The sequence below is a fragment of the Actinacidiphila sp. DG2A-62 genome, assembly GCF_035825295.1.
Taxonomy (GTDB): domain Bacteria; phylum Actinomycetota; class Actinomycetes; order Streptomycetales; family Streptomycetaceae; genus Actinacidiphila.
This window is the reverse complement of sequence record NZ_JAYMGI010000002.1, coordinates 3,021,958-3,037,249: the sequence shown is the minus strand read 5'-3', so window position 1 is coordinate 3,037,249 and position 15,292 is coordinate 3,021,958. Positions and strand designations below refer to the sequence as shown.

17 protein-coding genes, 1 other RNA gene and 1 pseudogene are annotated in these 15,292 nt (G+C 69.1%); 8 read left to right on the top strand and 11 right to left on the bottom strand.

Features of this window, described 5'->3' with window-relative positions; all coding sequences use genetic code 11:
• Nucleotides 1-18: 18 nt before the first annotated feature.
• Nucleotides 19-495, top strand: a pseudogene (smpB, locus tag VSR01_RS13435) (SsrA-binding protein SmpB); the annotation flags it as partial.
• A 178-nt stretch (nt 496-673) separates the two neighbouring features.
• Nucleotides 674-1,060, top strand: a transfer-messenger RNA (tmRNA) gene (gene ssrA, locus VSR01_RS13430).
• A 181-nt stretch (nt 1,061-1,241) separates the two neighbouring features.
• Here ssrA and VSR01_RS13425 read toward each other — a convergent pair.
• The 3 genes from VSR01_RS13425 to VSR01_RS13415 all read right to left on the bottom strand — a co-directional run bounded on the left by VSR01_RS13425 (nt 1,242) and on the right by VSR01_RS13415 (nt 3,614).
• A complete protein-coding gene (locus VSR01_RS13425) occupies nt 1,242-3,023 on the bottom strand; it encodes an FtsK/SpoIIIE domain-containing protein (RefSeq protein WP_326449460.1) in 1,782 nt (593 codons plus the stop codon).
• Nucleotides 3,020-3,349: a hypothetical protein gene (locus VSR01_RS13420; RefSeq protein WP_326449459.1), complete on the bottom strand. Its 330-nt coding sequence runs from the start codon at nt 3,347-3,349 to the stop codon at nt 3,020-3,022. The genes VSR01_RS13425 and VSR01_RS13420 overlap by 4 nt, the downstream gene beginning before the upstream one ends.
• 70 nt (nt 3,350-3,419) lie before the next feature.
• Nucleotides 3,420-3,614: a hypothetical protein gene (locus VSR01_RS13415; protein ID WP_326449458.1), complete on the bottom strand. Its 195-nt coding sequence runs from the start codon at nt 3,612-3,614 to the stop codon at nt 3,420-3,422.
• Between the two features lie 495 nt (nt 3,615-4,109).
• Between VSR01_RS13415 and VSR01_RS13410 the strand changes: the two genes are divergently transcribed.
• Genes VSR01_RS13410 through VSR01_RS13400 form a run of 3 tightly spaced genes read left to right on the top strand, consistent with a single transcriptional unit; the run spans nt 4,110 to nt 5,788 of the window.
• Complete coding sequence (locus VSR01_RS13410; RefSeq protein WP_326449457.1) at nt 4,110-4,847, top strand: XRE family transcriptional regulator; 738 nt, start codon at nt 4,110-4,112, stop codon at nt 4,845-4,847.
• Between the two features lie 7 nt (nt 4,848-4,854).
• The gene (locus tag VSR01_RS13405) at nt 4,855-5,331 is read left to right on the top strand and encodes an NUDIX domain-containing protein (protein ID WP_326449456.1); all 477 of its coding nucleotides are present in this window, start codon (nt 4,855-4,857) and stop codon (nt 5,329-5,331) included.
• Nucleotides 5,324-5,788, top strand: coding sequence for a hypothetical protein (locus VSR01_RS13400; RefSeq protein ID WP_326449455.1), 465 nt, complete (start codon nt 5,324-5,326; stop codon nt 5,786-5,788). The genes VSR01_RS13405 and VSR01_RS13400 overlap by 8 nt, the downstream gene beginning before the upstream one ends.
• Here VSR01_RS13400 and VSR01_RS13395 read toward each other — a convergent pair.
• The 4 genes from VSR01_RS13395 to VSR01_RS13380 form a co-directional block, all read right to left on the bottom strand.
• Nucleotides 5,781-6,326 carry an HD domain-containing protein gene (locus VSR01_RS13395; protein ID WP_326449454.1) on the bottom strand — a complete coding sequence of 182 codons (546 nt, stop codon included), beginning with the start codon at nt 6,324-6,326 and terminating at the stop codon, nt 5,781-5,783. The two genes, VSR01_RS13400 and VSR01_RS13395, sit on opposite strands and share 8 nt — an antisense overlap.
• Before the next feature lie 26 nt (nt 6,327-6,352).
• Nucleotides 6,353-6,802, bottom strand: a complete 450-nt coding sequence (locus tag VSR01_RS13390) for a GntR family transcriptional regulator (protein WP_326449453.1) — start codon at nt 6,800-6,802, stop codon at nt 6,353-6,355.
• A gap of 156 nt (nt 6,803-6,958) precedes the next feature.
• Nucleotides 6,959-7,432, bottom strand: coding sequence for a DUF6907 domain-containing protein (locus VSR01_RS13385; RefSeq protein WP_326449452.1), 474 nt, complete (start codon nt 7,430-7,432; stop codon nt 6,959-6,961).
• Nucleotides 7,429-8,253, bottom strand: coding sequence for an ATP-binding protein (locus tag VSR01_RS13380; RefSeq protein WP_326449451.1), 825 nt, complete (start codon nt 8,251-8,253; stop codon nt 7,429-7,431). Before VSR01_RS13380 ends, VSR01_RS13385 begins: the two co-directional genes overlap by 4 nt.
• A gap of 289 nt (nt 8,254-8,542) precedes the next feature.
• On the opposite strand from VSR01_RS13380, the gene VSR01_RS13375 reads away from it, so the two are divergent.
• Entirely contained in the window at nt 8,543-9,271 is a 729-nt protein-coding gene (locus VSR01_RS13375; protein ID WP_326449450.1) for an XRE family transcriptional regulator, read from the top strand.
• 35 nt (nt 9,272-9,306) lie between these two features.
• On the opposite strand, the gene VSR01_RS13370 is transcribed toward VSR01_RS13375, so the two are convergent.
• Both VSR01_RS13370 and VSR01_RS13365 read right to left on the bottom strand, forming a co-directional pair.
• Nucleotides 9,307-10,905 carry a tetratricopeptide repeat protein gene (locus VSR01_RS13370; protein ID WP_326449449.1) on the bottom strand — a complete coding sequence of 533 codons (1,599 nt, stop codon included), beginning with the start codon at nt 10,903-10,905 and terminating at the stop codon, nt 9,307-9,309.
• A gap of 647 nt (nt 10,906-11,552) precedes the next feature.
• Entirely contained in the window at nt 11,553-11,909 is a 357-nt protein-coding gene (locus tag VSR01_RS13365) for a hypothetical protein (protein ID WP_326449448.1), read from the bottom strand.
• Nucleotides 11,910-12,327: 418 nt separating this feature from the next.
• Here VSR01_RS13365 and VSR01_RS13360 point away from each other — a divergent pair.
• Nucleotides 12,328-13,160 (top strand): IS5 family transposase gene (locus VSR01_RS13360; protein ID WP_442785436.1). Its coding sequence is split into 2 segments (ribosomal slippage): nt 12,328-12,682 and nt 12,682-13,160, totalling 834 coding nucleotides; the frame shifts between segments, so codons are not numbered across the junction.
• Here the strand turns inward: VSR01_RS13360 and VSR01_RS13355 are convergent.
• Together VSR01_RS13355 and VSR01_RS13350 are read right to left on the bottom strand one after the other, a co-directional pair.
• Nucleotides 13,152-13,673: a hypothetical protein gene (locus VSR01_RS13355; RefSeq protein ID WP_326449134.1), complete on the bottom strand. Its 522-nt coding sequence runs from the start codon at nt 13,671-13,673 to the stop codon at nt 13,152-13,154. The two genes, VSR01_RS13360 and VSR01_RS13355, sit on opposite strands and share 9 nt — an antisense overlap.
• 150 nt (nt 13,674-13,823) lie before the next feature.
• Complete coding sequence (locus VSR01_RS13350) at nt 13,824-14,543, bottom strand: MBL fold metallo-hydrolase (RefSeq protein WP_326449447.1); 720 nt, start codon at nt 14,541-14,543, stop codon at nt 13,824-13,826.
• Nucleotides 14,544-14,733: 190 nt separating this feature from the next.
• Between VSR01_RS13350 and VSR01_RS13345 the strand changes: the two genes are divergently transcribed.
• Entirely contained in the window at nt 14,734-15,285 is a 552-nt protein-coding gene (locus VSR01_RS13345; protein ID WP_326449446.1) for a TetR/AcrR family transcriptional regulator, read from the top strand.
• The last annotated feature ends 7 nt before the right edge of the window (nt 15,286-15,292 follow it).

The window sequence follows — 15,292 nt, the reverse complement described above, 5'->3', positions numbered from 1 at the left end:
TGGGACAATGGGCCGGCTATGGCTAAAGAGACCGGTCGCAAGATGATCGCGCAGAACAAGAAGGCGCGGCACGACTACCACATCCTCGACACGCACGAGGCGGGCCTGGTGCTCACCGGCACCGAGGTCAAGTCCCTGCGTCTGGGCCGCGCGTCGCTGGTCGACGGCTTCGTGCAGCTGGAGGGGCACGAGGCGTGGCTGTACAACGTGCACATCCCCGAGTACACCCAGGGCACCTGGACCAACCACTCCGCGCGGCGCAAGCGCAAGCTGCTGCTGCACCGGGCGGAGATCGACAAGCTGGACCAGAAGTCCCAGGAGTCCGGGCACACCGTGGTGCCGCTCGCCCTGTACTTCAAGGACGGCCGGGTCAAGGTCGAGATCGCGCTCGCGAAGGGCAAGAAGGAGTACGACAAGCGGCAGACGCTGCGGGAGAAGCAGGACCGGCGCGAGACCGACCGGGCGATCTCGGCGGCGCGGCGCAGGCAGCGCGCGTCAGCCGGCGGGACCCCGGGGCGCTTGGGGCGGCCCAGGCGTGCGCGGTGTGCGCGGTGTGCGCGGGGCGCGGCGGGGGCGGGCCGGGGGGAATGCGCTGGCCCGGTCCGGCGTTGATCCCGTACGATGGTGAGGTGAGCCCGCCCGCACCGGCGGGAGCAGTTTGACAACACCACATGGGGATGATCGGTTTCGACTGGGGATGTCGAAGCAGGGGAAGCGAGCCGAGGAAGCGGCAATGATCTCGTTAACCATATGCCGAAACCAATAATCGCCAATTCCAAGCGCGATTCCTCCGCCTTCGCTCTCGCTGCCTGATTAGCAGCTAGCGAAGACTCCGCGGAGTGTCAGCCCGGGGCTGTTCCCGACCCGGATCCTGGCATCATCTAGGGAACTCAACCGCCGAGCCCGGCCACGGGGCACGGCGGGAAACCTCACAGTGGCTGAGCCCGTCGGCGGCTTGTCCGCGTGACCGCCGGGGCCGAGAAAAGCACAGCGGACTGCGCTCGGAGAAGCCCTGGTTCCGCACCACAGGACGCGGGTTCGATTCCCGCCATCTCCACTCATCCCATGCGCCGGACGGCGCCTCCTGGTTCCCGGGGGGCGCCGTTCGGCGTTGTGGCGTGCGAGCGGTTCGACGTCGCGGTTCCGTGGCGCGTCCGCGCGGGTGTCCGTCCGTTGTCCGTCCGCGTTCCTCGACGCGCAGACGCGCGCGGGGGAGCGGACGTCCGCGCGGACGAGGACGGCTATGCGGACGGCGGGCGGTGGGGTGCGGCGGCTCGCCATCGGCCGCGCGCCACCTGGTGGGCGCGGTCGGCTCGGGCGTGGGCTTGGAGCCGGTCGTAGATCCATGTGCGGCCCATTCCGGTGGTGGTCATCAGGTCGGGGACGGTCAGGCCCTCGTCGGCGGCGTCCAGCAGGGCGGCCCAGAGGGCGAGTTCGGGGTCGGGGGCGTCGACGAGTTCGGCGTCGACGACGTCCTCCGGTTCCGCCGCGGGCTCCGGGGCGCAGTCGGCGTCGCCGGGGAGCGCGGCGGCCGACAGCGCGTCGAGCGGCGGGCGGCCGGGCGCGTGGCGCAGGACCGTGGCGCGTACGTCGTCGTCGGTGATGAGGTAGGCGCGGGCGCGGCGCGGCCGGTCGAGTCCTTCGGCGGAGACGAGGAACTTGCCGGGAGCGTCGAGGGTGTGCGCGTGCCAGCCCGCGGCGGACGCGCCCTGTCCGAGGACGAGGTCGGTGTCCTTGCGCTCGCGCACCCGCAGGCAGATGCGGATGTCCATCTGTGAGCGCACGGCGCCCTTGCCCATGGCCTGCTGGGTCGGTCGCTGCGTGGCGGCGAGCAGGGTGACGGCGACGGCGCGCCCGCGCCGGGCCACGGAGTCGGCGGACGAGGCGGCTGCGGGCGCGTTCTCGGCGAGTTCGGCGTACTCGTCGATGACGATCACCAGGGCCGGCGCATGCCGGGTGGGCTCCCACAGGCGGGCGTTGCGCTCGCTCATCGCACGGGCGCGGGCCTCGACGACGCGCACGGCGTCGTGGAGCAGCGCGGCGGCCTCCGCGGGCGTCGTGGCCAGGCGGTCGAGGCAGGACGCCCACGGTCCCAGCTCCATGCCGCCCTTGAGGTCGACGCCCCACAGCACGACGTCCGGGCAGGCGACGAGGTTGCCGACGATCACGTTGAGCAGGCCGCTCTTGCCCGATCCGGCGATGCCGCCGACCAGGGCATGACGGCGCAGGAACGTCACCCGTACCGAGCCGGCGTCCTCGTACACGCCGAGATCGAGGGGCGCGCCGATGGACGGGGCCGACGCGCCGGGCCAGGGGATCGCGGAAGCGTGCGGGTCCTCGGCGAGCACGCGCAGGAGGAACCGCCCGGCGTGCGCGGGGTCCGCCTCGACGCGTACGGCGCCGGGGCGTGTGCCGAGCCCGGATTCGATGGCGGGCACATGGGCGACGACATCGGCGACGGTCTGTCCCGGGCGCAGGGTCATGCGGGCACGCCATCCCCACAGGTCGACGACGGCGGACAGGACGTGCGAGCCGGCGAGCCCCACGGCCTCGGCGACGCCGGGCCACGCGCGGATGGTGCGGTCGACCCGCACCCGCACCCTGCGGCGTCGGTGGGTCCACCACGGGACGGCGCCGGCCGCGGTCGTCACGGCGAGCAGGGTGGGCAGCGGCGGACGTGTCGGCCCGGACCGCGCCGCGGCGGCGAGCCATGCGCCGGCCCCTACGGCCAGGACCGCGGCGTACCACCGCTCTTCCGCGCGGTCCAGGCGCCTGACCACGGTCACCAGCACGGCCAGGACGGCGACGGGCGCGTACCGCCACCACGCCGGGTGCGCGGCGTGGAGCCACACCGCGGCGATTTCGAGTCCGAGGGCGGTCGTCAGCGGCGCGAGTTCCGAGCGGTACCGGAAGGCGAGACGAACGAGCCCCGCGAGCGCGTCGACGAGCGGCGACCCGTCGGCGACGATCATCAACGGCTGCGCGTTGCGCGAGCGGCGGGCCCTGCGGCCGTACGCCCTCATCGGCGCTCCTCGTCGGTCGGGTCGGTCGGGGCGGCGGCGTACGGGCCGGTCGGGGCGTGCGCCGCCACCTCGTCGCGGAGGTACGACAGCGGGTCGGGCTCGCCGCGCTGCGCGTGGAGCGTGGCGCGCGCGGCGGCGAGCAGGTTCGCGGCGTCGCGGCGTGCTTCGGTGAGGAGGGACGAGAGGCGTCCGTGCTCGGCGAGCAGGACGGGGATGTCCATGAGCGCGGTCCACAGTGCGGTGGGCGTGCGGCGGCGTACGGCGGTGGCGAGGTGGTGGGACACGGCCTCCTTGTCGAGGGTCGGTCGGGGTGCGGTGTCGGTCATGGGGTGGGTTCCGCCTCCTTTCGGTCGGGGCAAAACGTCGATGAGCGGGCCGGTGCGGAGCATCCGAGCGCTACAGGTGGAGCGTGGAGACGAGCCGGGCCGCCGCCTGCAACGCGTCGGCGATGTGCGGTCCGGACGTCGTGGACGTGAGGCAGAAGCCGAAGAACACGCACAGGGCCACGTGCCAGGCGCGGAGGTTGGCGTACCTCCACAGCAGCCAGACGAGGACGCCGAGCAGTACGGCGGCCGAGACGGAGACCTGCATGGTCAGGCCCTCCGCTTCCCGCGCGCTGCGGCGGTCGAAGACACGCGGCCGGCGGTCACGCGGCGCCGCGCCTGCTCGCGCCGCTGCCAATGGGCGCGGGCGCGGCACTTGCGGCACAGCCCGGCGTTCCGCCGGCCGCGGCGCTCCGGCGCGGTGAGCAGGGCTCCGCACAGGCATCGCGGGTCCTCTTCGGGGTCGGGGATGACGTTCACGGGGACGACTCCTCTCTCGGGGAGCCGCACCACTCGAACGCGGTATATGAACATGTCCAACATGTTCACGTCCACGGTGGCCAGCGACTGACGTACTGTCAAGGCGGGGATCGAGTGCTGCGACTCAGCGGGACTCAACGGGACTCAACGGGGGTCGGCGCGGGTCCGCGCCGACATCACCGAGAGTGCCGTCGCAACGCGGTACGTCATCACTACATGACTGGACGTGTGCGAGACGTCCCGCCTATTGTGGAGCCGTCTCGTGACGTCTTGAGGTCGATGAATGCCTAATGAGCGCCTGCGTGCCGCGTTGCTCGAACGCGGGCTCACGCTCGACGAGTTGGCCACCGCGATCGATGTCGACCCGAAGACCGTCGAGCGCTGGGTGACGACCGGACGCACCCCGTACCGGCGGCACCGGTACGCCGTCGCGGCGCAACTCGGCCTGGACGAGACCTATCTGTGGCCCGACGCGCTCACCCCCGACCAGGTCGCCGGCGCGTCGGAGAGCGAGATCGTCACCGTCTACCCGCATCGCTGGGCGGTGCCCTCCGACCTGTGGCGCCGCCTGTTCGAGACCGCGGAGGAGGAGATCGGGGTCCTCGTCTACAGCGGGCTGTTCCTGTCCGAGGACGCCGGTACGCACCAGGTGTTCCGCGCCAAGGCGGACGCCGGGGTGCGCGTGCGGATACTGCTCGGCGACCCGGAGAGTCCCGCTGTCGCCCAACGCGGTGCGGACGAGGGCGTGGACGACGCCATGGCCGCAAAGATCCGCAACGCCCTGGTGATGTACCGGCCGTTGCGCGGCGTGACCGGCATCGACTTCCGGCTCCACGACACGATCCTCTACAACTCGATCTACCGCGCGGACGATCAGGTGTTGGTGAACACCCACATCTACGGGTTCACCGCATCGCAGGCCCCCGTTATCCACCTCCGGAAGGTCGCCGGGGGCGGCATGGTGAACAACTACCTGGACAGCTTCGAACGCGTCTGGGACGGCGCCCGGCAACTGGAGTGACGACGGCATGCCCACCCGCTTCGACTACTTCGACGACCCCCGCGCGCCCAAGGCCAACAGCATCGTCCCCTCGGCCAACGTCATCGTCACCGACGACGCCGGCCGCGTCCTGATGATCCGCCGCAGCGACAACGGCAACTGGGCGGTGCCCGGCGGCGCCATGGACGTCGGCGAGTCCATCGTGCGGACCGGCGTCCGCGAGACCCTCGAAGAGACCGGGATCCACTGCCAGATCACCGGTCTCGTCGGCATCTACACCGACCCGCGCCACGTCATCCACTACACCAGCAACGACGAGGTCCGGCAGGAGTTCTCGATCGTCTTCACCGCGCGGTACGTCAGCGGCGACCCGACGCCCAGCGACGAGTCCCGCGAGGTGGTGTGGGTGCCGCGCGACGAGGTCGCCGGCCTGACGATGGACCGCTCGATGCGCCACCGCATCGACGCCTACCTCCGCGGCGAAGGGCTGCCCCAGCTTGGGTAGCGGCTGGCTCGACTCGGCGGCCAACGTCTTCAACGCGGTCGGCACGGTGGGCGCGTTCGGCACCGGATTCGTCCTCCTGCGCCGTGAGCACCGGCGCGAGGCCGACCGCGAGGAGGAGGCCCACCGCGCGCAGGCGGCCCGCGTCAGCGCGTGGGTCGAGGCGCACTTGCGCCCGGACGGCACCCGGGAACTCGCCCTCCACGTCCACAACGCCAGCGACATGCCCATATACGAGGTCGAACTGCCGCTGCCGGCCCCGGCGGGCGAGGAGTCCCGCACCGAGTTCATAGGCCTCGTCCCGCCCGGCAAGACCGTCCGCCGTCCCGCCCCGCGCGACTGGCTGCGCTCCTACGTCGAGCCGGAACCCGTGGAGATCGAGTTCCTCGACAGCGCCGGCCGCCAGTGGAACCGCGACGAACAGGGCAGGCTCGTCCGGTCGAGCCGCGCGGCTACGTGACGAGCAGCTCGTCGACGCGCCGCACGGCGGCGAGGATGCGCGGCGACGCCTCGGTGATGGAGGCGGTGACGACGGCTCCGGGGCCGTAGCGGGAGAGGATCTCGGAGAGCCGCTGTTCGACGTCGACGGGTTCGCCGGTCGGGGTCGTCGTCATGTCGCAGTAGATCAGCGCGTCGGCGAGCAGGCCGCCCACGGGCTCGAACTCGGCGGCCAGGCGGTCCCCGAGGCCGCGGTTGCGGGCCTCGACGTGGGCGCAGGAGTGGTAGGCGACCAGAGCGCACAGGCGCGGGTCGGCGTGTTCGACGTCGCGGAGGTAGCGGGCGCCGTCGAGGGCGTGCAGTCCGGTGTCGACCAGCTTCGGCGCGTAGCCGATGTCGTGGAGCCACGCGGCGCAGACGAGCAACTCGGCGTCGCCCCCGACGAGATGGGCGATGGACTCGGCCTTGCGGCCGACGCCCTGGCTGTGCGCCCAGCGACGCGGAAGCGCCTCGGCGAGCAGGTCGCCGGCGAGTTGCTGTGACCACGGGACGGATTGCACGGTGTCGAGGCTATCCCGGGTGGACGTCACCGTACGAAACGGCCCTTGCCGTGACGTGTCTCGATGAGTTCGGCGGACTCCAGCTCGGCGAGGGCCTGCCGCGCGGTCCAGCGCGACACCCCGTACCGCTGCGTCAGCGCGGTCTCGCTCGGCAGCACGTCGCCCCGGCCCAGTTCGCCGCGCTCGATCGCGGCGCGCAGGTCCGCGGAGATCCGCCGGAAGGCGGGCGCCGGGGCGGCGGACTCCCCGGGCTGTGCGATCCGGCGCCCCCGGCCGGGCACGGTGACGACCAGGCCCTCGCGTTCGAGATCGGCCAGCGCCCGGCGGAGTGTGTTGCGCGCGACGCCGTACTCGGCCCTGAGCGCGGCTTCGCCGGGGAGCTGCGTACCCGGCGGGAACTCGCCCTCGGCGATGCGGCGGCGCATGGCGTCCGTGATCGTCCTGTACGCGCCCCACGGCGTCGCGCGCGAACCCACCCGGTGCCGTCCTTTCGTGGTGTGTGGCGGTGAAGCGGGCCGGGACTCGCCTCGGCCCGCGTCGCCGCTTGCCTCCATCGTCGCGCATGGGAGCGGGTGGCGAACCGGGCGCGGCCGAGCACGCGTCCGGCTCGCCGGGGTGCGGGCACCGGGCCGTCACCCGTGCGGCCGGGACGCAGGCCCGTGCCGCTCCCAGTCGGCGCGGGCAGTTTCCAGCACCGACTTCGCCGTCGTGACGAGGAAGTCCCCGAGCGTTCGCAACTGCCGTCCGAGGTCCGCGAGGTCGTCCGGTCCGAGGTCGTCGATCCAGAAGTCGTCGACGATCTGGACGCGGGCGGTCGGCGTGCGGGGCTCGTCGTTCTCGCCGAAGGGCTTGCAGCCGATGGTGACCGCGAGGACGGGGGTGGCCTCCGCCGGGGCCTGACCTAATGTGACGGGGAGGATCAGGCCGCGCAGGTTGGCCTCCAACTCGATGTCGGCCAAGGCGAGATGGAGCCGGTCGGGACGGACGCCGCTGCGGCTGGGGTCGTCCTGAGCCCAGTCGGGGAGGTAGCCGCGAACCGTCTCCCCGTCCGTCGTGGTGATGGTCCACTCGCCCGAACGCGCCGTCTCCCGCTCGGCGTTCGTCATCGGGACGCTCCCGTACCCGCGTTGGTCTGCTCGGTCTCGGCCGCCTCGTCAGCGGGTGCGCACTCGGCCCAGACGAGCTTTCCGACACCGTCACGTTCGCCGACGCCCCAGCGCCCGCCCGTGAGCGCCTCCACGAGGAGCAGACCGCGCCCGGACTCCGCGTCGGCCGACAGCTCGTCGCGCTCGGGCTTCGTGTCGTCCGTGTCGTGGACCTCGATGCGCAGCCGGCCGCCCGGCAGCCGGCCGAACCGGATCTCGATGAGACGGTCGTCGGGGCCTGATGCGTGGCGTACGGCGTTGGCGGCCAGTTCGGTCACGACGAGTTCGGCTGTGTCCGCGAGATCGGCCATGTCCCACCGCTTCAGGCAGCGCCGCAGCGTCCGCCGGGCCGCGGGTACGGACGCGGGCTCGGCGGGCCACCGGTGGGCGACGGACTCCGGCCCCGCCTCGACGCGCTCGGGCAGGGCCGCCGTGGGCGCGAAGTCGACCTGATCGAGGGCGATTTCACGGGCCAGCGCCGCGTAGACCCTGGCGGACGAGTCCTGATCCACAGGACCCGGCCCCAGAAGACGCTCGCGCAGCCTCCTGGCCATGCGCATCGAGTCGCGCAGGGCGTGGCACAGGTGGGGGACCATCCCCGTCAGGTCCGTGTCCGGGCGGCGATCGGCCCACGCCGCCTCGACGTTGCGCAGAAGCCGTTCGGCCATCGCGAGCTGTACGGACTCCAGCCCGTCCGCCAGGCGTGAGACGTACGAGTCCTCGTCCGCCTCGTCCACGTACGCGGGCTGACCGTCCTCGCCGGCCCAGGGAAGAACGCGCATCACCGTACGACTCCCGCGACGCCGGGAATCGGGGACCTGGCGCTCACGGCCGCTTGCTGCGCCGGGTGTTCCTGCATGCTGGCCAAGGCTGCTCGCTCCGTTCGAGACGTTCCTGCCCCGGCCGGTCTGGGGTACTGCCTACCGCCTACGCCACAGGGTGCGGGCGAGGTGCCGGGGTCCGTGGCACGAGCGTCGGGCCCACGCTCCGGCGCGGACACCGCGTCTTGAGGGACGTCTAGGGACTTCTTGGGTAGTCTGAAGCCGTCCACACCCCGAACAAGGGGGAAGCGTGAACGACGCGCTCCGTCGCGCCCTCATGTCCGCCGGCCTCGACGCCGCCGATGTCGCCGCCCAGCTCGGCGTCGACCCCAAGACCGTGGAGCAGTGGTGCGCGGGCCGCGTTCCGTACGCGCGCAACCGCGCGTCGCTCGCCGCCCTCGTCGGCCGTGACGAGCACGAACTGTGGCCCGCCACGCGTCAGTTGCGCCCTCGGCTGCCACCCGGCGGCGAGGTGCTGGCGATCTACCCGCACCGCTGGGCCGTGCCGCGCGAGACGTGGCTGCGCCACTTCGCCGGCGCCGAGCGGGAAATCGGCATCCTGGCGTACAGCGCGCTGTTCCTCGTCGAGGACCCCGGCATCCTGCGTACCCTCGCCGACCGGGCGCGCGCGGGCGTCTCGGTACGCATCCTGCTCGGCGACCCAGACAGCCCCGAAGCGGCCGAACGCGGCGAGTCCGAGGGCATCGGCGACGCGATGCCCGCCCGCATCCGCAACGCCCTCGCCCTCCTCCGCCCCCTCACCGCGGAACCCGGAGTCCTCCTCCGCCTCCACCGCACGGCGCTCTACAACTCCATCTACCGCGCCGACGACGACCTCCTGATCAACCCCCACGTCTACGCCCAACCCGCAGCCGCGGCCCCCGTCCTCCACGTCCGCCCCACCGAGGACGGCATGCTCGCGGCCAACTACGCGGAGAGCTTCGAACGGGTGTGGGACGGAGCAATGATTTTTGGGTAACACTCACCGCTGTACTGGAGCGCGCGTCCACCGAGCTAAGTGCCAGAGTTATGAAGATACTGGTCTATCAAGCGCTTCCGGTCGGGCTCATGAAACTGCTCAAGAAACCGCTTAGCCTCTCTTAGCGCGGAATGCCCACGCTCAACCTCTCCGGTGGAAATCAGGGCTGACCCAATAGCCGTAAGTACGATTCCCTGCCCGTGGTCGTCTCCCACGCCACGAAAGATCTGCAAGGAAACTTGGTAGGATTCCAAGGCTTTTTTGACGTCGGAAGCCAAAATTGCTGCGTTTCCTAGATTCAAGTAACACATCGCTTCACCCTGGCTATCTCTTACTTCTCGGTATGCTGCGATTGCCGCATTGAGATACCTCGCGCCTTCTCGGAGGTGGGGAGTGGAGTGCTCTTGTTCCGCCCTCTGCATCAGCGTTGTTCCGAGCTGAGCCAGAGTCGATGCCTCTGCCTTTTTCGCTCCATTGCGAGCATGGACGGTTAGGGCCCGCCGCAATACTCCCTCAGCCTCCTGGAACCTTCCCGCCTCACGGAGAGAGATCCCGAGGTTGGTCAGAGCAAAACCTCCTTCTTCCCCGTAGTCTCCCCTGATTCTCATGGCTCTAGTCAAAGGCTCCATACTGGCCTCAACGCCGATCAGGTCCCTAAGTGCGCCACTCAGATTGATAAGCGCTCGCGCCTCCTGATCGTGATCTTTCAGGGAGTGCGCAAGAGCAACCGATTTATTGAACCAGCGCACTGCGTGGCGATACTTCCTCATCGAGTTGTATGCAATGCCGAGATTGTTGTAGACACCGCATAGGCGCGACAAATCGTTGGATTTTTTCGCAGCCTCCATTGCGGTGAACAATACAGACAGAGAGGAGGGAAAATCCGCAACGTTGTTGAGATATGACGCAACCGACGCTGCCAAGTCTGCGCTCGTGTCGTACTTTCCCAGCTCTGCGGATACTGCAACGCTGGCGACCAGGTTTGACGCTTCGGCAGTAAGCCATTCCATGGCTCCGGTCCGATTTTCAAAACCGTCGGTCAGTTGATCTCGTGGGTGACTGTTGATCCATTCGGCGGCACAGGCGGCTCGATGTTCGAGGCGGGATACGAGTCTCGTTTGAGCAGCGTCGCGAGATTCCTTGGTATCGACAATCCGCGACAGCTCGGCCGCGTACAAGCGTACCAAGTCATGCATTCTCCACCGCCCCGGGAATTCACTTCTCTCCAACAAATGGCAGTTGAGCAGGTACCTCAGAGCCCGCTTCGCCTTTAGGTGATCTGTGTTGAGCAGTAGGGCAGCTGATTCCGCTGACAAGTCAGCGCTCGGGTTAAGCGCCGCCGATCTGAATGCTGCAGCATGGAATTCACTCAGTCGCACGTAGGATCGCTCGAAAGCTGCACGTACGGCAACTTCTTCATGTTCCAGTCCCGCCAGTCGCTGCTCTTCTTGTGTAAGCTCACCCGCAAGTTCTGATGCGCTCAGGTCTGGATCGGAGGCCAAAATTGCCCCAACAATGCTCAAGGCCAGAGGTAGACGACCGCACAGATTTGCTAGTTCGACAGCGGACTCGGAAGGAAGTTTCCGTCTCGCTTTGGCGCTAATGAGGACTGCTGCTTCTTCGGGTGAAAGCACGTCTAGTCGCACATTAGTCGCCCCGGGGATTAGTGGGGCAATAGAATTCCGAGATGTGATGATGACCCTATGTGCAGGGGCGTTTGGGATGAGAGGAAGAACTTGCTCCGGATTGCGGACGTTATCCAGGAGGATTAAAACGGGCAGTTTGGCCCTTGCTCGCTTTTCCAATTCGGCATGAAATTGCGGAGCAAGATTTTCGGGTGTCGGGTCGATTGCGTCGACTCCCAGGGCCTTGAGAACTGGCGATTAGAGTTGATGTGGGTACACAGAGAGATCGGATGGTGTGTCGTATCCGCGTAGGTTGACAGAAACGGCGCCGCCAGGGAAAAGCTTTTGGTGAATTGCAAGGAAGGCGGCCCGTGTGGCCAGCTCGGTCTTTCCGATGCCACCAAGTCCTGATAGCACTAGAACAGTGCGGTCGCTAGTGCCTCCTTCTGCCGTTCGGAGGTGGAAGAGGATGTTCTCGATCTCGGCATCACGGCCGACGAACTCACCGATTGCAAGTCCCGCTCGGCTCAGGGGAATGACGGTTGGCGGAACAACGGGGTCGCCGCCGTCATTGACATAGAGGTCGCGACCTGCCTGGTATACTCTTGCTTGACCGGATGCTTGTGCGCCAATCGTCATGCGGCTTTGAGAGTTACTCATGACTCTTGGATGTGTTGGTCGCGAGCGGCCTGATAGACCCGGCTATGTCCTGTTGCGTGGGCCTCCATATGTACAGGGTTGCTGCCCGCCGAATGCTGACGTGACACGTCGTTCAGCAGCGCCCGCAGCTCTTCGGCGGAGTTGGGATCAGCGAGCAGTAGCCGGCGAATCCGCCCGCGCCACTCCACCTGAAGCTCGATCTCTGTCTGCTGATCGTCGCTGCTCCGTGCGGCCAGCAGTTCCTCACGAGTCTGGGCAAGTTCATCAGCCACAGACTCAGCCCGCTCTGGGTGCACACCGCGCCAGATGGCAACGACTCCATCTCGCGTGCGCTGCCAGGCATCCGTGGCCATGAGCGTGACGATAGTCGTACCAGCAGTACCCGCAAGGGTGGTTACCTGTGGATCCATCAAGGCCCCCCAACCTCTCAGTCGGCATCACCGCCGTGACCGGTGGCTCAAAAGCTACCGGTCAAGAGAACGACTTCGCCAGATCGGTTGATCGCTGGTGAGGTCACTAGGGCTTCATAGACAACGGCTCCGCGAGCGGATGCGTACGCATGTGAAGCCGCGCGGCCCTTCAAAGCTGGTTGCTGCGGTCGGCCATGGTCGGCGCTTTGTCAGCGGTAGGGCTGATCACCAAGCTCCGACTCGTCCGCTGGCGCCTCCGACCCCGACAACCGCGTCAGCGCCGCGCGCAACTCTCTGACCTGGTCGGACAGGTTCGAGTAAGACTTCGTTTCTTATGGCGCGATCGTTCGTTGTTCCGTGCATGACGGATCTGGTTGAGCGGTTGGTGCCGGACGAGTTGTGGGTGTTGTTCCGGCGGGTGGTGCCACCGACTGAGGTGATACGTCCGCAGGGCGGCGGCCGACGCCGGGCTGGTGACCGCGAGGCTCTGGCTGCGATCATCTTCGTGGCGACGTCGGGCTGCACGTGGCGGCAGTTGCCGCCGGTGTTCGGGCCGGCCTGGCAGACGGTCTACCGGCGGTTCGCCCAGTGGAGCCGGGAGCGGGTCTGGGCGCGGTTGTATCGCGTGATCCTCGACGAGCTCGGGGCGCGGGGCGAGTTGGACTGGTCGCGGTGCGCTATCGACTCGGTCAGTCTGCGGGCGACAAAAGGGGGCCTTTGACGGGACCGAATCCGACCGACCGCGGCAAACTCGGATCGAAGATCCACCTGATCACCGACCGGAACGGGCTGCCCCTGTCCCTGGGGATTTCCGGCGCGAACATGCACGACAGCCAGGGCCTGGAGCCGCTCGTGCGAGGCATCACGCCCATCCGCTCCCGCTGCGGGCCCCGGCGACGGAAGCCGGCGAAACTGCACGCCGACAAGGGCTACGACTACGACCACCTGCGCCGATGGCTCCGCGAGCGCGGCATCCGCCCCCGCATCGCCCGCAAAGGCATCGAGTCCTCACAACGGCTGGGCCGACACCGCTGGGTCGTGGAGAGAACCGTCTCCTGGCTGGCCGGCTGCCGACGGCTCCACCGCCGCTACGAACGCAAGGCCGAGCACTTCCTCGCCTTCGTCGGCATAGCCGCAATCCTCATCGGCCACCGCCGACTCGCCCGCCTAGATGCGCAAGGGCATTCAGTGTGAGGTTCCAACGCTGCTGGTGCAGACACGCAAGGGCGCGATCTCAGGCTCCGTCATGACCTGCTCCAAGTGGCCGTCCGCCTCGTCCAGCTCCGGCCAGGCGACGACCCCTGGCATGTTGTCGGCCAGGAAACCCTCCACGATCGGACCAAGTTGGTCGGCAACCCTGTAGGTGCCGTCGAACGGCAACTCCTCCGGAGGAACGGAGCCGGTCGAGCACCGGAGCTGCCCGGCCTGCCCGTCGTGCCACACATAGAACGTCGCCACTCCGGAGAAGCCCAGCTCGCGAATGCGTTCCCGGATGCCGGCAGCAGTCTGTTCGAAGGCAGCGACCACCTCGGCAGCGGACAACGGCCGCCCGTCCTCGTCACCTGCACCCAGCGACCAGGTGTTCGTCTCCCACTCCACCCGCCGGTTACCCGGCTCCAATGCAAGCGGCTCTTCGGCCACCTCAGCGATCCATGTCAACAGCACTGAAAGCAGTATCCCCGCCTGGAAGGGGGTGGGGCCGACCATAAGAAACGATGTCTAAGTGGTCAGGACCTCCACTCATCCCATGCGCCGGACGGCGCCTCCTGGTTCCCGGGGGGCGCCGTTCGGCGTTGTGGTGTGCGGGCGCGGGCGGCGAGGACGCGTACGGCGCCGCGGGTGTTGTGGGTGCCGCGGTCATTCGGCGGCGGCCTCGCGGATGAGGCGCAGCGCCTCGGGGGCGCCGCCGTCCCACGCGGGGCCGTGGCCGGGTAGGACCCACGTCGCGTCCGCGTCGTCCAGGCGGTCGAGGGAGGCCAGCGCCTGCCCGGGCTCCAGGGTGAAGGGCGCGGGCTTGGGGCCGGTCGCGCCCGTCAGGACGTTGCGCGTGGTCATCGCGTCGCCGAGGAAGAGCGCGTCGACCGCCGGGACGTGCACCGCCACGCTGCCGGGCGTGTGGCCGGGCACGTGGATGATCCGCGGCCTGCCGGGCACGTCGAGCACCTGCCCGTCCTCGACCGGGCGCAGCTCGCCGGCCGGCTTGATGCGCAGCCCGCCCTCGCGGGCCGAGTACCACAGGAAGCCGGCGATCGGGCCTGCCTTCACCGGACCCCAGCCGCTGCTGGGCTTCTTCACCTCCAGGCGGGCCCGCGCGTCGTCGGCCGGGTGCAGGTAGGCCGGTATGCCCTTCTCCCGGGACAGCCGGGCGGCAAACCCGATGTGGTCGGTGTCCCCGTGGGTGAGGATCAGCGCGCGGACGTCGTCCAGGCTCCGCCCGATGCCGGCCAGTTCGGCCTCCAGCAGCCGCCAGTAGCGGGGCAGGCCCGCGTCGATGACCGTCACGCCGTCGGCGTCGACGACCAGGTAGCTGTTGACGATGTCGGAGCCGATGCGGTGCAGGTTCTCGGCGATCTTCACGGGGTGCCTCCTGGGCGGGCGTGGGTGGGGAGCTGCCTGCCCTGCGGGGCCGGCGAGTTCAAGGCTACATCGATTAGCCTTCGGATGGCTACACTGATTAGCCTTGAAGTCGTCCGCCCCACGTGGATCCACGTGAGGCCACGCGAACCGATCGCCCCGGGGCGGTCGGTGACGAACCAGGAGGCGCCGGATGCCCGCCCACGCCCAGACCTCGAACGCCGCCGTCGTCGCGGCCGGCCGCCGCCTGCTCGAAGAGCGCGGGACGGAGGCGCTGACCATGCGCGACGTCGCCGACGCGGTCGGGGTGCGCACGCCGTCGCTGTACAAGCGGGTACGCGGCCGCTCCGACCTGCTGCGGCTGATCCTGGAGGACGTCACCGACGAACTGACCGCGGCGATCGACGGGGTGGTCGGCTCCGGCCACCCCGCGGCCGACCTGCGGGCCGCGATGAACGCCTACCGCGCCTTCGCGCACGCCAACCCGGTCACCTACGCCCTCCTCAACGGACCGGCGGCACCCGAGGGCGCGGCCCTGCGCGCCCAGCGGTCCGCGGCCACGCTGATGCGCCTGGTCACCGAACTGTCCGGCCCCCGGTCCGCGCTCCCGGCCGCGCGCACCCTCGTCGCCTGGGCGAACGGCTTCATCGGCATGGAGCTCGCGGGAGCGTTCCGCCTCGGCGGCGACGTCGACGACGCCTGGGACTTCGGCCTCACTCGCGTCCTGGACGCGATCAGCTCCTAGGCTGCAC

Excerpts from the sequence above, each read along its gene's own strand:
- VSR01_RS13415 (WP_326449458.1), bottom strand. The coding sequence starts at position 3,614 with ATGCAGGTCTCCGTCTCGGCCGCCGTACTGCTCGGCGTCCTCGTCTGG.
- VSR01_RS13345 (WP_326449446.1), top strand. The coding sequence starts at position 14,734 with ATGCCCGCCCACGCCCAGACCTCGAACGCCGCCGTCGTCGCGGCCGGC.
- VSR01_RS13425 (WP_326449460.1), bottom strand. The coding sequence starts at position 3,023 with ATGAGGGCGTACGGCCGCAGGGCCCGCCGCTCGCGCAACGCGCAGCCG.
- VSR01_RS13405 (WP_326449456.1), top strand. The coding sequence starts at position 4,855 with ATGCCCACCCGCTTCGACTACTTCGACGACCCCCGCGCGCCCAAGGCC.
- VSR01_RS13410 (WP_326449457.1), top strand. The coding sequence starts at position 4,110 with ATGCCTAATGAGCGCCTGCGTGCCGCGTTGCTCGAACGCGGGCTCACG.
- VSR01_RS13380 (WP_326449451.1), bottom strand. The coding sequence starts at position 8,253 with ATGCGCGTTCTTCCCTGGGCCGGCGAGGACGGTCAGCCCGCGTACGTG.
- VSR01_RS13355 (WP_326449134.1), bottom strand. The coding sequence starts at position 13,673 with ATGGTCGGCCCCACCCCCTTCCAGGCGGGGATACTGCTTTCAGTGCTG.
- VSR01_RS13365 (WP_326449448.1), bottom strand. The coding sequence starts at position 11,909 with ATGGCCACGGATGCCTGGCAGCGCACGCGAGATGGAGTCGTTGCCATC.
- VSR01_RS13420 (WP_326449459.1), bottom strand. The coding sequence starts at position 3,349 with ATGACCGACACCGCACCCCGACCGACCCTCGACAAGGAGGCCGTGTCC.
- VSR01_RS13385 (WP_326449452.1), bottom strand. The coding sequence starts at position 7,432 with ATGACGAACGCCGAGCGGGAGACGGCGCGTTCGGGCGAGTGGACCATC.